General features: G+C 73.1%; 12 protein-coding genes. 8 read left to right on the forward strand and 4 right to left on the reverse strand.

Features of this window, described 5'->3' with window-relative positions; all coding sequences use genetic code 11:
* Positions 1-141: 141 nt before the first annotated feature.
* Positions 142-1,026: an alpha/beta hydrolase family protein gene (locus H1226_RS15470; protein WP_258341344.1), complete on the forward strand. Its 885-nt coding sequence runs from the start codon at positions 142-144 to the stop codon at positions 1,024-1,026.
* 146 nt (positions 1,027-1,172) lie between these two features.
* On the forward strand, positions 1,173-1,592 hold the full coding sequence (locus H1226_RS15475) for a PPOX class F420-dependent oxidoreductase (RefSeq protein WP_258341345.1): 420 nt from the start codon (positions 1,173-1,175) through the stop codon (positions 1,590-1,592).
* A gap of 219 nt (positions 1,593-1,811) precedes the next feature.
* Here H1226_RS15475 and H1226_RS15480 read toward each other — a convergent pair whose 3' ends face one another.
* Both H1226_RS15480 and H1226_RS15485 read right to left on the reverse strand, forming a co-directional pair.
* Positions 1,812-2,909, reverse strand: a complete 1,098-nt coding sequence (locus H1226_RS15480; protein WP_258341346.1) for an MBL fold metallo-hydrolase — start codon at positions 2,907-2,909, stop codon at positions 1,812-1,814.
* A complete protein-coding gene (locus tag H1226_RS15485; protein ID WP_258341347.1) occupies positions 2,906-3,748 on the reverse strand; it encodes an SDR family oxidoreductase in 843 nt (280 codons plus the stop codon). The genes H1226_RS15480 and H1226_RS15485 overlap by 4 nt, the downstream gene beginning before the upstream one ends.
* Positions 3,749-3,833: 85 nt before the next feature.
* On the opposite strand from H1226_RS15485, the gene H1226_RS15490 reads away from it, so the two are divergent.
* The 6 genes from H1226_RS15490 to H1226_RS15515 all read left to right on the forward strand — a co-directional run bounded on the left by H1226_RS15490 (position 3,834) and on the right by H1226_RS15515 (position 11,017).
* Positions 3,834-4,466, forward strand: coding sequence for a TetR/AcrR family transcriptional regulator (locus H1226_RS15490; protein WP_258341348.1), 633 nt, complete (start codon positions 3,834-3,836; stop codon positions 4,464-4,466).
* Between the two features lie 273 nt (positions 4,467-4,739).
* Positions 4,740-6,038 carry an MFS transporter gene (locus tag H1226_RS15495; RefSeq protein WP_258341349.1) on the forward strand — a complete coding sequence of 433 codons (1,299 nt, stop codon included), beginning with the start codon at positions 4,740-4,742 and terminating at the stop codon, positions 6,036-6,038.
* Positions 6,035-6,400, forward strand: coding sequence for an L-rhamnose mutarotase (locus H1226_RS15500; RefSeq protein ID WP_258341350.1), 366 nt, complete (start codon positions 6,035-6,037; stop codon positions 6,398-6,400). Before H1226_RS15495 ends, H1226_RS15500 begins: the two co-directional genes overlap by 4 nt.
* Positions 6,397-7,566, forward strand: a complete 1,170-nt coding sequence (rhaI, locus tag H1226_RS15505; RefSeq protein WP_258341351.1) for an L-rhamnose isomerase — start codon at positions 6,397-6,399, stop codon at positions 7,564-7,566. The genes H1226_RS15500 and rhaI overlap by 4 nt, the downstream gene beginning before the upstream one ends.
* Positions 7,567-7,589: 23 nt before the next feature.
* Positions 7,590-9,626, forward strand: a complete 2,037-nt coding sequence (locus H1226_RS15510; protein ID WP_258341352.1) for a bifunctional aldolase/short-chain dehydrogenase — start codon at positions 7,590-7,592, stop codon at positions 9,624-9,626.
* The gene (locus H1226_RS15515; RefSeq protein WP_258341353.1) at positions 9,623-11,017 is read left to right on the forward strand and encodes a rhamnulokinase; all 1,395 of its coding nucleotides are present in this window, start codon (positions 9,623-9,625) and stop codon (positions 11,015-11,017) included. The genes H1226_RS15510 and H1226_RS15515 overlap by 4 nt, the downstream gene beginning before the upstream one ends.
* Here the strand turns inward: H1226_RS15515 and H1226_RS15520 are convergent.
* The gene (locus H1226_RS15520; protein ID WP_258341354.1) at positions 11,004-11,669 is read right to left on the reverse strand and encodes a GntR family transcriptional regulator; all 666 of its coding nucleotides are present in this window, start codon (positions 11,667-11,669) and stop codon (positions 11,004-11,006) included. The two genes, H1226_RS15515 and H1226_RS15520, sit on opposite strands and share 14 nt — an antisense overlap.
* A 46-nt stretch (positions 11,670-11,715) precedes the next feature.
* Positions 11,716-13,050: an MFS transporter gene (locus tag H1226_RS15525; RefSeq protein ID WP_258341355.1), complete on the reverse strand. Its 1,335-nt coding sequence runs from the start codon at positions 13,048-13,050 to the stop codon at positions 11,716-11,718.
* Positions 13,051-13,130 lie beyond the last annotated feature (80 nt).

Raw genomic sequence — 13,130 nt, forward strand, 5'->3', positions numbered from 1 at the left:
TCAGGCGTGGGAAGCGAGATCCGGAGGGCGAAAACGTTTTCTTGACGCCCCGCGAATCCGGCAAGATCCTCCGAAGGTGATCAATCGGGCACGCCCCTCCGGTGCCCGCGACCCCGATCCGCTTCGAGAAAGGCGTGGTTCATGACCGCAACGCCTCCCCCGCCGCACCGCGGCCGCCGGACGCTGATCGCCCTGGCGGCGATGCTCGGCCTGCTGGCGGGCGGGTCACCGGTGGCCCGAGCCGCGGACGACTCCTTCCAGCGCGGACCCGACCCGACCGACGAGAGCCTGGCGGCGCCGCTGGGTCCGTTCGACATCGCGCGGGACGTGGTGCCGCGCAGCGCCGTCGACGGCTTCGGCGGCGGCACGATCTACTACCCGACCGACACCTCCGAAGGCACCTTCGGCGCCGTGGCCGTCTCCCCCGGCTACACCGGCGACCAGTCCTCGATGGCCTGGTACGGGCCGCGGCTGGCCTCGCAGGGCTTCGTGGTGTTCACCATCGACACCTTCACTCCCACCGACCAGCCGGGTTCGCGCGGGCGCCAGCTGCTCGCCGCGCTCGACCACCTGACCGCGGACTCGGCCGTGCGGGACCGCGTGGACGCCGACCGCCTCGGCGTCGTCGGCCACTCGATGGGCGGCGGCGGCTCGCTGGAGGCCGTCGTCGCGGACCCGGACCTGCGGGCCGCGATCCCGCTCACCCCGTGGCACACCAGGAAGGACTGGTCCGGCGTGCGGACCCCGACGCTGATCATCGGCGCGGAGCGGGACTCGGTGGCGCCGGTCCGCTCGCACGCGGAGCCGTTCTACGAGAGCCTGCCCGGCGAACCGGACAAGGCCTACCTCGAACTGGCCGGGGCCGGGCACCTCGCGCCGAACACGGCCAACACCACGATCGCGAAGACGGGCATCGCCTGGCTCAAGCGCTTCCTCGACGAGGACACCCGCTACGAGCGGTTCCTCTGCCCGCCGCCGAGCGGGCCGGAGATCGCCGAGTACCGGGACACCTGCCCGATCGATTAGTGCGGCACCGATCGCCGCCGCCCCGAACGGTGCGGCGGCGATCCACCGGCCGCTCCACAGTGGACCACCAGCGGTCCGGGCGGCGGGCGGTCCGCGCCGGTAGGTTGGCGGGGGCCGCACCGACCGACGCAACAGGGAGGACCCGCATGTCCACGCCACCGCTCCCCGACGAGACGATCGCCTTGCTGCGCAAGCCGAACCCGTCGACGATCACCACCCTGCGCTCCGACGGGCAGCCCGTCTCCGCCGCCACCTGGTACCTGTGGGACGACGGCGTGGTGCTGGTGAACATGGACGAGGGGCGCAAGCGGCTCGGCCACCTCCGCCGGGACCCGCGGGTCTCGCTGACGGTGCTCGACGCCGCGGACTGGTACACCCACGTCACCCTGATCGGCCGGGTCACCGAGCTGCGCGACGACCCCGGTCTGGTGGACATCGACCGGCTCGCCCAGCACTACCTCGGCAGCCCCTACCCCGACCGGGAGCGCTCCCGGGTCACCGCCGTGGTCGAGATCGACCGCTGGCACGGCTGGGGCAGCCAGAAGGACAACACCCAGGCCGGGTGACTCCGCCGCTCCCGCTGCTCGGGGCTCGGGTGGCGGAACCTCACTGCCTGCCTTCCCACTCGTGTGGCTGATGCTCGGGTAGCGGAATCTCAGCGGTGTCCGCCGCCGGCAGGACAACGACACCAAGCCGGGCAGGCTCCCGGACCGGCCCCGAGGTTCCGCCACCCCCAGCGCCGCACGGCCCCAGCAGCACGGGCGGCGGAAGCCGGGAGCGACCGCTCAGGCCCGCCGCGTGGAGATCTCCCCGTAGTCCAGCCCGCCGTGGGTGAAGGTGGGCACCACCGGCCACTGCCGCTTCCAGTCGGCGCATTCCGAGGACGGGATGATCTGCAGCCAGCGCGGGTCGCGGGACGACCGGGAGGCCATGGTCTTCTCCTTGACCATCGAGTCGTACTGGTCCAGCGAGTCCTCCAGCGTGTTGGCGTTGAGCACCACTTCCCGGTTGAAGAACCGGGCCTGCTGCTTCACCCCGGGGATCTTGGAGAGTTCGGGCTGCCAGCTGTCGGCGGCCATCCCGTTCTCCGAGGACACCCACACCCCGTCGGGCGTGTTGACCACCAGCGAGTGGTTGCCGTCGGTGTGCCCTGGCGTCCACAGCAGGCTCACGCCGACGCCGAGCTCCACGTCGCCGTCGAGCACTTCGAGGCGTTCGGCGGGCACGCCGTCCATGCCGCCATCGACGTACCACGCCCACTGCATGGGGTGCGGGGATTCGAGGGTGGCGAGTTCCTTGCGGTGCACCAGCAGCTTCGCGCCGGGGAACAGCGGCGCGCGGGGCTCCCGCTCACCGGGGATGACCCGATCGCTGCCCATGATCATGCGCACGTCCTGGACGTGCAGGTGGTCGAAGCTGACGTAGTCCACATCGGAGTTGCGCAGCCCCAGCCGCGGCAACACCTCGTCGGGGTCGTTGTAGTACTTGGCGAAGACCTTGTCGGCGAGGAAGTCGCCCGCGAGCCGTTGCAGCTTCGCGTAGAACGGCGCCTCGGCCGACCCGGCCGCCACCGTCGGCTCCCACACCAGGGTCTTGAGCTCCCCGTCGAAGCCCTCGAACTGGATCACGAACATCCGGTTGATGATGGAGATCATCGGGTTGAGGGACAGGTTGTAGCCCTGGAACGCGTACCGCGACGGGTACGGGGCGGCGGCGATGTCGACGCTGCGGATCGCCCGGACCGTGCCCTGCGAGAGGAACCGCTCCCGGTAGCGGCCGGCCGCCTCGCGCACCGCTTCCAGGCGGTCACCGCGGGGCCAGACGTCGTGCGCCCCCTCGAACTCGGGGATCGGGCGGACGGTGGGCGCGGCGGTCGCCGTCATCGGGTCTCCTCGTCGGTTCCGGTGAGCGCGCGGTCCTCGTACGCGCTGCGGGTGGTGTCCCCGGCGACCGCGGCGACCTGGTCCGGGACCAGGACGCGCTGCAACCGGTAGCGGGCGGGGTCGGGCAGGACGCGGGCGAGCCAGGTCGCGAAGCCCAACCGGCGCGGGACGCTGAGCTCGAACCGGGGCCGCCGGACGACGCGGAGCACGGCTCGGCCGACCTCGGCGGGGGCGAGCCTGCGCACCGGGCCGGTGGCGGTGCCCGCGGCGAGCTCGGTGTCGACGACGCCGGGCAGCACGAGCGAGAGGCGCACGCCGCTGCCGTGCAGCTCGGCGCGCACCGCGTCCAGGTAGCCGTGCACGGCGTGCTTGGTCGCGGCGTAGGTCGCTTCGCCCGGCGGCGCGAACTTGGAGGCCCCGGAGGCGATGGTGATGATCTGGCCGCGCCCGCGCTCGCGCATCCGGGGGGCGGCGAGCCGGACGCCGCGGATGACGCCGTGCACGTTCACCTCCAGCTGGCGGCGCACGGCGCTCTCCGGTTCCTCGTCGAAGGGGCCGACCCACATCACGCCCGCGTTGTTGACGAGCACGTCGATGGGCCCCCACCGGTCGGCGACCGCGTCGAGGAAGGCCGCGAACGAGCCGGTGTCGGTGACGTCGGTGGGGAACGCGGCGAGTTCGCCGGGAAGTTCGGCGGCGGTGCGTTCGGCGGCCGCCAGGTCGCGGTCCCCGATGGCGACGCGGGCGCCGGCCGCGGCCAGCGTCCGCGCGATCTCGCGCCCGATGCCGCGGGCGCCGCCGGTGACCGCGATGATCATCCCGGCCGGTGTCCTCCGCACGCTCTCACCTCGCAGTCCAATCTGACACGACGTCGTGTCAGATCGATAAGGTAGCGGACGTCCTCCTCGCCGCGAAAGGGGCGCGATGGCGAACCAGCCGAACCCGGGCGGCCGCCGCTACGCCGGTCTCGACCCGGCCGAGCGCGCGCGACAGCGGCGCGCCGCCCTGCTCGACGCCGCCCAGGAGCTGTTCGGCGACCGCGGCTACCAGGCGACCTCGGTCAAGCAGCTGTGCGCGCACGCCGGGCTCACCGAGCGGTACTTCTACGAGTCCTTCCGCGACCGGGAGGCCGCGCTCACCGCCGTGTACGACAAGCTCGTCGACGGGCTGCGCGGCACGACGCTGGCCGCGGTGGCCGGGCACGAGGGCTCCGCCGACATGGTGCCGCGCGGGCTGGACGCCTTCGTCGGGTTCCTGGTGGCCAACCAGCGACGCGCGCGGATCGTGCTGGTGGAAGTGGTCGGGGTGTCGGCGGCGCTGGAGGCGCGGCGGCACGCGGTGCTCACCGAGTTCGCCGGGCTGCTGGGCGAGAGGTGGCTGAGCGACGTCGAACCGGGCACGCAGCGGCGGCTGACGACGATCGCGCTCGTCGGCGCGGTCAACCACCTGCTGGTCGACTGGCTGCTGAGCGGGCGGACCCGGCGGCCGGAGGAACTGGTCCAGGCGTGCGCCGCGCTGTTCGCGGGAGCCAGGGATCGGCTAGTCGCGGACGGCTGATCGGCGCCCGCCACCACGGGAGGTTGAAACGTTACACAGACACGCAGGCGTCGGCCTGCACCCGGCCGGACCAGTCCGCTGATCGAACCGGCCGCGCCCGAACGCGTGCCAGGCGACCGATCGCGACGCTACGGCCGATCGACCGGCACCCGGACGGGCCTTGCCCCGGCTCCGCGCCTCCTCCTATCGTGCAAGCCATCGATTGAAACGTTTTATCACCCGGGTGCCGCGTGCCCCGAACCTGCGCATCACCGCCGATGGACAGGAGGACCGATGGGGGTCCGATTCGGTAGCAAGACCACGACCGGCTGGCGCGCGACCATCGCCGTGGCCATGTCGAACTACATCGAAGCCGGTTCGATCATCGCGATCGCCACCAGCCTCGGGCTCTGGCAGGACCGGTTCGGGCTGGACGACCTGGCCGTCGGGCTGCTCGCCGCGCTCAGCGCGAACGCCTTCGGCGCCGCCGCCGGTGCCGCCATCGGCGGACCGCTGTGCGACCGCTACGGGCGGAAGTTCATCTACACCTACGACCTGCTGCTCTACATGCTCGGCGTGCTGATCGCGGTGTTCGCCACCTCGTTCGGGATGCTGCTGACCGCGTTCGTGCTCACCGGCATCGCCGTCGGCGCCGGGGTCACCGCCTCCTGGACCTACATCGCCGAGGAGGCGCCGCCCGACCGGCGGGCCGCGCACGTCGGTGCCGCGCAGCTCGCCTGGTCGATCGGGCCGACGCTCGGCTACCTGCTCGCCGTCGTCGTCGCCCCGCTCGGGCTGCTCGGCAGCCGGTTGATCTTCCTGCACCTGTTCGTCGTCGCCGCGGTCACCTGGTGGGTGCGGCGCGGCCTCGCCGAATCGACGGTGTGGCGCAACCGCAACGCCGAATCCGGGCAGGTCACCTTCGCCGGCAGCCTGCGCGGCCTGTTCACCCGGCGGACGAACCTGCTGGCGATGCTGTTCCTGTTCGGCGTGTACGCGCTGTGGAACGGGGTCGCCGGGCAGGCCGGGATCTTCCAGCCGCGGATGTACGAGGCCGTCGGGCTCACCTCCGCCACCGAGCAGTACCTGCTGCAGGTGCTGGTGTGGGGCTGCACCAGCGCGGCCACCTACTTCGGGTTCATGCTGCTCGCCGACCGGGTCAGCCGCCGGTGGCTGTACTGCGCGGGCGCCGCGCTGGGCGTGCTCGCCTGGGCCGCGCTGATCTACGCGCCCGCGGGCACCGCCACCCTGCTGTTCTTCGCCATCGGCTGGGGCGTGTCCTCCGGCATCGGGGCGCAGGCGTTCTACGGGCTGTGGGCCAGCGAGCTGTTCGCGACCCGCTACCGGGCCAGCGCGCAGGGCGTGCTGTTCCTCGCCGCCCGCGTGCTGGTGGGGCTGCTCAGCGTCGGATTCCCCGCGCTGCTCACCCAGATCGGGCTGCGCGGGCTCGGCACCCTCATCCTCGGGCTGCTGCTCGGCTCGCTGCTGATCGGCACCGTCTGGGCGCCGCGCACCCAGGGCAAGAGCCTGGAGCAGATCGAGCGGGAGCGGTACGGCTCCGGGACCACCGGCGGGGCGGTGGTGGCGCCGTGACCCGCGTCTGCTTCCAGCTGCAGGTCGATCCGGACCGGATCGACGAGTACCTGCGCAGGCACGCCGCGGTGTGGCCGGAGATGCTGCGCGAGCTCGAAGCCTCCGGGCGGCGGAACTACTCGCTGTTCCTGCGGCCCGACGGGCTGCTGATCGGCTACTACGAGACCGACTCGGTCGCCGACTCCGACGCCCACCTCGCCGCCTCCCCCGTCGCCGCCCGCTGGGAGCGGTACATGGCCGACCTGTTCGTCGGCGACGGCGGCCGCGCCGACCAGAACACCACCGCGCTGCCCGAGGTCTTCCACCTGGCGGACCAGCTCGCCCGGCACGAACACGCACGGCACGAAGGAGCACAGCCATGACCACCACGTTCCAGGAGATCACCCCCACCCTGGAGCGGCAGGCGATCGAACTGCCGAGCTGGGCCTTCGGCAACTCCGGCACCCGGTTCAAGGTGTTCGGCACCCCCGGCACGCCGCGCACCCCGCAGGAGAAGATCGCCGACGCCGCCACGGTGCACGAGCTCACCGGCCTCGCCCCCGCCGTCGCGCTGCACATCCCGTGGGACGCGGTGGACGACTTCGCCGCGCTCGGCGCGCACGCCGAACGGCTCGGGGTGCGGCTGGGCACCGTCAACTCGAACACGTTCCAGGACGCCGACTACAAGTTCGGCAGCCTCACCCACGTCGATGCCGCGGTGCGGCGCAAGGCGATCGACCACCACCTGCGGTGCATCGAGATCATGCACGAGACCGGGTCCACCGACCTGAAGATCTGGCTCGCCGACGGCACCAACTACCCGGGGCAGGGTTCGCTGCGGTCCCGGCAGGACCGGCTCGCCGACTCGCTCGCCGAGATCTACGCGGCGCTCGGCGAGCACCAGCGGCTGGTGCTGGAGTACAAGTTCTTCGAACCGGCCTTCTACCACACCGACGTCCCCGACTGGGGAACCTCGTTCGTGCAGGTCAGCGCGCTCGGCGACCGGGCCTTCACCTGCTTGGACACCGGGCACCACGCGCCGGGCACCAACATCGAGTTCATCGTGATGCAGCTGCTGCGGCTCGGGAAGCTCGGCTCGTTCGACTTCAACTCGCGGTTCTACGCCGACGACGACCTGATCGTCGGTGCCGCCGACCCGTTCCAGCTGTTCCGGATCCTGCACGAGGTGGTGGCCGGCGGTGGGCTGGACGAGGGCTCGCCGGTGCGCTTCATGCTCGACCAGTGCCACAACGTGGAGGAGAAGATCCCCGCGCAGATCCGCTCGGTGCTCAACGTGCAGGAGATGACGGCCCGCGCGCTGCTGGTGGACCGCGCGGCGCTGGCGACGGCGCAGGAGGAGCACGACGTGCTCGGCGCCAACGACGTGCTGATGGACGCCTTCCACACCGACGTCCGGCCCGCGCTGGCCGAGTGGCGCGCCGCCCGCGGGCTGCCCGCCGACCCGCTGCGCGCCTACGCCGAATCCGGCCACCAGCGGCTGCTCGCCGAACAGCGCACCGGCGGCGCGCAGGCCGGGTGGGGCGCCTGATGCCCGCCCGAGGAGAGGAGACCATGCCGAACCGCACCGTCCACGACCTGATCGCGCGCAGCAACCGGCTGGGCGCCGACCCGCGCAACACCAACTACGCCGGCGGCAACACCTCCGCCAAGGGCCGCGATCTCGACCCGGTCACCGGGCAGGAGGTGGACCTGATGTGGGTGAAGGGCTCCGGCGGCGACCTGGGCACCCTCACCGAGCAGGGGCTGGCGGTGCTGCGGCTGGACCGGCTGCGCGCGCTGTCCGCGGTCTACCCCGGACCGGACCGCGAGGACGAGATGGTCGCCGCGTTCGACCACGTGCTGCACGGCAGGGGCGGTGCCGCGCCGTCCATCGACACCGCGATGCACGGCCTCGTCGACGCCTGCCACGTGGACCACCTGCACCCGGACAGCGGCATCGCGATCGCCACCGCCGCCGACGGGCCGCGGCTGACCGAGGAGATCTTCGGCGACCGGGTGGTGTGGGTGCCGTGGCGGCGGCCCGGCTGGCAGCTCGGCGAGGACATCGCCGAGATCCGGCGCACCCACCCGCGGGCCGTCGGCACCGTCCTCGGCGGGCACGGCATCACCGCGTGGGGCGGCACCGCCGAGGAGTGCGAGCGGAACTCACGGTGGATCATCGACACCGCCGCCGAGCACATCGCCGAGCACGGCAGGCCCGAGCCGTTCGGCGCGGTCCTCGACGGGTACGCACCGCTGCCCGCCGCGGAGCGCCGGGCCAGGGCAGCGGCGCTCGCCCCCGTGCTGCGCGGGCTGGTCAGCACCGACCGGCGGCAGGTGGGTCGCTTCACCGACGGGCCCGAGGTTCTGGAATTCCTGTCCCGCGCGCAACATCCGCGGCTGGCGGCGCTCGGCACCAGCTGCCCGGACCACTTCCTGCGCACCAAGGTCGCGCCGCTGGTGCTGGACCTGCCCGCGACCGCGACCGTCGAGGAATCGGTGGCGCGGCTGCGGGAACTGCACGAGCGGTACCGCGCGGACTACGCGGCCTACTACCGGCGGCACGCCACCCCGGACTCGCCGCCGATGCGCGGCGCCGACCCGGCGATCGTGCTCGTGCCAGGGGTGGGCATGTTCAGCTACGGCGCCGACGCGCAGACCGCCCGGGTGGCGGGCGAGTTCTACGTGAACGCGATCAACGTGATGCGCGGTGCGGAGGCGCTGTCCACCTACTCCCCCATCGAGGAGGCGGAGAAGTTCCGCATCGAGTACTGGGAGCTGGAGGAGGCGAAGCTGCGGCGGCGGCCCGCGCCGAAACCGCTCGCCACGAAGGTCGCGCTGGTCACCGGGGCGGCCTCCGGCATCGGCAAGGCCACCGCCGCCCGCCTCGCCCGCGACGGCGCCACCGTGGTGCTCGCCGACCTCGACGCCGCGAAGGCCCGGGAAGCGGCGGCCGAGCTCGGGTCCGCCGACGTGGCGATCGGCGTCGGCGCCGACGTCACCGACGAGGACGCGGTGCGCGCCGCCGTGGACGCGGCGGTGCTCGCGTACGGCGGGCTCGACGTGGTGGTCAACAACGCCGGCCTGTCGCTGTCGAAACCGCTGCTGGAGACGACGGCCGCCGACTGGGACCTGCAGCACGACGTGATGGCGAAGGGCTCGTTCCTGGTCAGCAAGGCGGCCGCGCGGGTGCTGATCGACCAAGGGCTCGGCGGCGACGTCGTCTACGTCGTGTCGAAGAACGGGGTGTTCGCCGGGCCGAACAACATCGCCTACTCGGCGACCAAGGCGGACCAGGCGCACCAGGTGCGGCTGCTGGCGGCCGAGCTCGGCGGGCACGGCGTCCGCGTCAACGGCGTCAACCCGGACGGGGTGGTGCGCGGCAGCGGGATCTTCGCCGGTGGCTGGGGCGCGCAGCGGGCGCAGGTGTACGGCGTCGCCGAGGAGGACCTGGGCGAGTTTTACGCCCAGCGCACCCTGCTCAAGCGCGAGGTGCTGCCCGAGCACGTGGCGAACGCGGTGTTCGCGCTGCTCGGCGGCGACCTCAGCCACACCACCGGGCTGCACGTGCCGGTGGACGCCGGGGTCGCCGCGGCGTTCCTGCGATGAGCGGCACCGTCGCCGCCGTCGACCTCGGCGCCACCAGCGGGCGGGTCGTGCTCGGGCACGCCGGGCCGGGCGAGCTGCGGATGCGCGAGCTCGCCCGGTTCCCGAACGGGCCGGTGCGGGTGCGCGGGTCGCTGCACTGGAACGTGCTGGAGCTGCACCGGCAGGTGTGCGCGGCTCTGGAGCTGGCGGCGCGCGAAGCGGATCCGGTGAGCGTCGGCATCGACTCGTGGGCGGTGGACTACGCGCTGCTGCGCGGCGGCCGGATGCTCGGGACGCCGCACCACTACCGGGACGAGCGCACCACCGCCGCCGTGGCCGACGTGCACTCGGTGATCGGGCCGGCGGAGCTGTACGAGGTCAACGGGTTGCAGCACCTGCCGTTCAACACGATCTTCCAGCTGGCCGCGGACCGGCGCAGCGGGCTGCTGGCGGTGGCCGAGCGGATGCTGCTGCTGCCGGACCTGCTGGCGTACTGGCTGACCGGCGAGCAGGTCGCCGAACGCACCAACGCCTCCACCACGGGGCTGCTGGACGTGCGCACCGCCGAGTGGTCGGAGCCGCTGGCGGCGCGCCTCGGCCACGACCGCGGGCTGCTGCCGCCGCTGGTGTCGCCGGGTGAGCGGATCGGTGCGCTCGACACCGGCGTGCCGGTCACCGCGGTCGGGTCGCACGACACCGCCTCCGCGGTGGTCGCGGTGCCCGCCCGGGACGAGTCGTTCGCCTACATCTCCTGCGGGACGTGGTCGCTGGTCGGCGTCGAGCTGGAGCGCCCGCTGCTGTCGGAGGCGGGCCGGGCCGCGAACTTCACCAACGAGCTCGGCGTCGACGGGCGGATCCGGTACCTGCACAACGTGATGGGCCTGTGGCTGCTGACCGAATGCGTCGCGGAGTGGGAGCGCACCGGACCGGCCGTGGACCTGCCCGCGCTGCTGGCGGCGGCCGCCGAGGTGCCGCCGGTGGCCGAGTTCGACGCGGACGACCCGCGGTTCCTCGCGCCCGGCGACATGCCCGCGCGCATCACCGCGTGGCTGACCGAGCACGACCGGCCGGTTCCCCGCGACCGCGCCGAGTTCACCCGCTGCATCCTGGAGAGCCTCGCGTCCGCGTACGCGGAATCCGTGGCGCGGCTGGAGATCCTCACCGGACGCGCGTTGTCCGCGGTGCACGTCGTCGGCGGCGGGGCGCGGAACGAGCTGCTGTGCCGGTTGACCGCCGAACGCACCGGACGACCGGTCGTCGCCGGGCCGGTCGAGGCCACCGCCCTCGGCAACGTCCTCGTGCAGGCCCGCGCCGCCGGGCTGCTGACCGGTGGCCTGGAATCGCTCCGGGCGCTGGTCCGGTCGACCGCGGAACCCCGCACCTACCGGCCCGGTGAGGTCAGAGCGCGCTGATCCGCGTCCCGTCCACTTCGGGCAGCGCGTCGATGACGCTGCGCAGGTGCTCGCGCATCGCCTGCTCGGACGCCACCGGGTCGCCCGCGCAGATGGCGTCGACGATCGCCAGGTGCTGCGGCAGCGACACGCCGGGGCGGCCGGGGTGCAGCGCGAGGCGGAACTGGTGGCGCACGTTCTGCCCGCGCAGCCTGCTGAGCACCTCGTGCGCCGTGCGCTGCCCGCTGACGCGCAGGACCAGGGAGTGCAGCCGCTTGTTCAGCTCCGAGTAACCCCACACGTCGCCGCCGGCGACCGCGGCCCGCATCTGCTCGGCGATCTCGCGCAGCTCGGCCTTGTCGTCGTCGGTGGCGCGTTCGGCGGCGCGCGCCGCGCACAGGCCTTCGACGACCATCCGCACCTCGGTGATCTCGATGGCCTCGTCGAGCGGCACGGCGCGCACCCGGGCGCCGCGGTTCTGCACGCGTTCCACGAGGCCTTCGGTGGCCAGCTGCACCAGCGCGTTGCGGACCGCGCCGCGACCCGCGTCGAACTGCTCGGAGAGCTCGGCCTCCACCAGGCGCTGGTTGGGCGCGAAGTCGCCGCGGGTGATCGCGTCCCGGATCTCGTCGACCACCGCCGACCGCCCGGAGTCGCGCTTCGCTGTCGTCACTGGCCTACCCCGTACCGATGATTGCGAACAATTTTGTCCACCGAGTCTAACCGCCGGCCTCGGAGCGCTGCCGCGAGGAGCGCGGACCGCGGAACCGGATGGTCAGGCTCGCCAGCGCCATCATCGCCGCACCGAACAGGCCGGTGACCGCGAACGCGGTGAAACCGAGGTCGGCGCGGCCCGCGGCGAGCAGCGCACCGCCGAGCCACGGCCCGAAGACCGCGCCGAACCGCCCCATCCCGGCCACCCAGCCCAGCGCGGTGTCCCGGTCGCCCGCGTCGTGGTGGGCGCCGACGGCCGCGTAGACCATGCTCTGCCCGCTGAACAGCAGCAGCCCGGCGAAGAACACCACGACGTAGAGCACCGCCACCGGCAGGTGCACGCCCAGCAGGTGCACGAACACCGCAGTCAGCGCGAACCAGGCGACCACGATCCGCCGCGCCCCGACCAGGTCGGCGAGCCGGCCGGCCACGACCATGCCGACGATGCCGCCGACGTTGAGCGCGGTGGAGAACAGCAGCGCGTCACCGGTCTCGTAGCCGAGGTCACCCATGATCTTCGGCAGCCACTGCCCCACCCCGTACACCAGCATCAGCCCGGCGAACGAGGTGAGCCAGAACAACAGAGTCACCGGCCACCGCCCGCCGCGGAACAGCGCCCGCAGGCCCGCCCAGCGGTCCGGCCGCTCCGGTGCGGGAGCGGCCGGGACGGGAGCGGCCGAGGCGAGGCCGTGCTCGGCCGAGACCGCGGCCGCCTCCTGCGACCTGCCGCGACCGGCCAGGATCGCCGGGGACTCCGGCAGCAGCCGGACCGCCACCGGTAACAGCACCACCGCGGGCACCGCGCCCGCGACGAACACCCAGCGCCACCCGGCGGTGTCGACCAGCACCAGCGCGATGAGCGGCGCGAGCGCCCCGCCCGCCTGGTGCGCGGTCATGATCACCCCGGTGGCCAGCGCCCGGCGGTTCCCCGGCCAGAACTCCATGCCGTAGGCGATGGCGATCGGCAGCAGCGCACCGAGCCCGAAACCGCACAGCAGCCGGCAGAACCCGAACACGACCGCGCTCCCGGCCAGCCCGGAGCCGAGGGTCGCGGCGGTGAACAGCGCCACCGAGGCGAACACCGCCGGGCGGCGCCCCACCCAGCGGGTGACGGTGCCGGACAGGACGGTGCCGACGAGCATCCCGAAGGTGGTGGCGCTGCCGATCTCGCCTGCGGTCGCGTCGGTGAGCCCGAGCTGCCCGGAGCCGATCATCTCGGGCAGCACCGAGCCGTAGACGAAGGTGTCGATGCCGTCGAGCAGCACCAGCGCCCAGCACAGCGCGATGACGACCGCGCGCCGCCGGGCGGTCGGGTCGGGGGTGGTCGTGGTCCGGTTCATGGCGGGCTCCTCGCTGCCGACCTGTGCACTACCGGGTGGGGACCTGTCGAGGTGGAGAACTGCCGAGCTTCGAACGGTCC

The organism is Saccharopolyspora gregorii, from assembly GCF_024734405.1.
GTDB classification, from domain to species: domain Bacteria; phylum Actinomycetota; class Actinomycetes; order Mycobacteriales; family Pseudonocardiaceae; genus Saccharopolyspora_C; species Saccharopolyspora_C gregorii.

What these genes read in the sequence shown, in the direction of transcription:
- H1226_RS15470 (WP_258341344.1), top strand. Translation starts at nt 142, where the DNA reads ATGACCGCAACGCCTCCCCCGCCGCACCGCGGCCGCCGGACGCTGATC.
- H1226_RS15475 (WP_258341345.1), top strand. Translation starts at nt 1,173, where the DNA reads ATGTCCACGCCACCGCTCCCCGACGAGACGATCGCCTTGCTGCGCAAG.
- H1226_RS15480 (WP_258341346.1), bottom strand. Translation starts at nt 2,909, where the DNA reads ATGACGGCGACCGCCGCGCCCACCGTCCGCCCGATCCCCGAGTTCGAG.
- H1226_RS15490 (WP_258341348.1), top strand. Translation starts at nt 3,834, where the DNA reads ATGGCGAACCAGCCGAACCCGGGCGGCCGCCGCTACGCCGGTCTCGAC.
- H1226_RS15495 (WP_258341349.1), top strand. Translation starts at nt 4,740, where the DNA reads ATGGGGGTCCGATTCGGTAGCAAGACCACGACCGGCTGGCGCGCGACC.
- rhaI (WP_258341351.1), top strand. Translation starts at nt 6,397, where the DNA reads ATGACCACCACGTTCCAGGAGATCACCCCCACCCTGGAGCGGCAGGCG.
- H1226_RS15510 (WP_258341352.1), top strand. Translation starts at nt 7,590, where the DNA reads ATGCCGAACCGCACCGTCCACGACCTGATCGCGCGCAGCAACCGGCTG.
- H1226_RS15515 (WP_258341353.1), top strand. Translation starts at nt 9,623, where the DNA reads ATGAGCGGCACCGTCGCCGCCGTCGACCTCGGCGCCACCAGCGGGCGG.
- H1226_RS15525 (WP_258341355.1), bottom strand. Translation starts at nt 13,050, where the DNA reads ATGAACCGGACCACGACCACCCCCGACCCGACCGCCCGGCGGCGCGCG.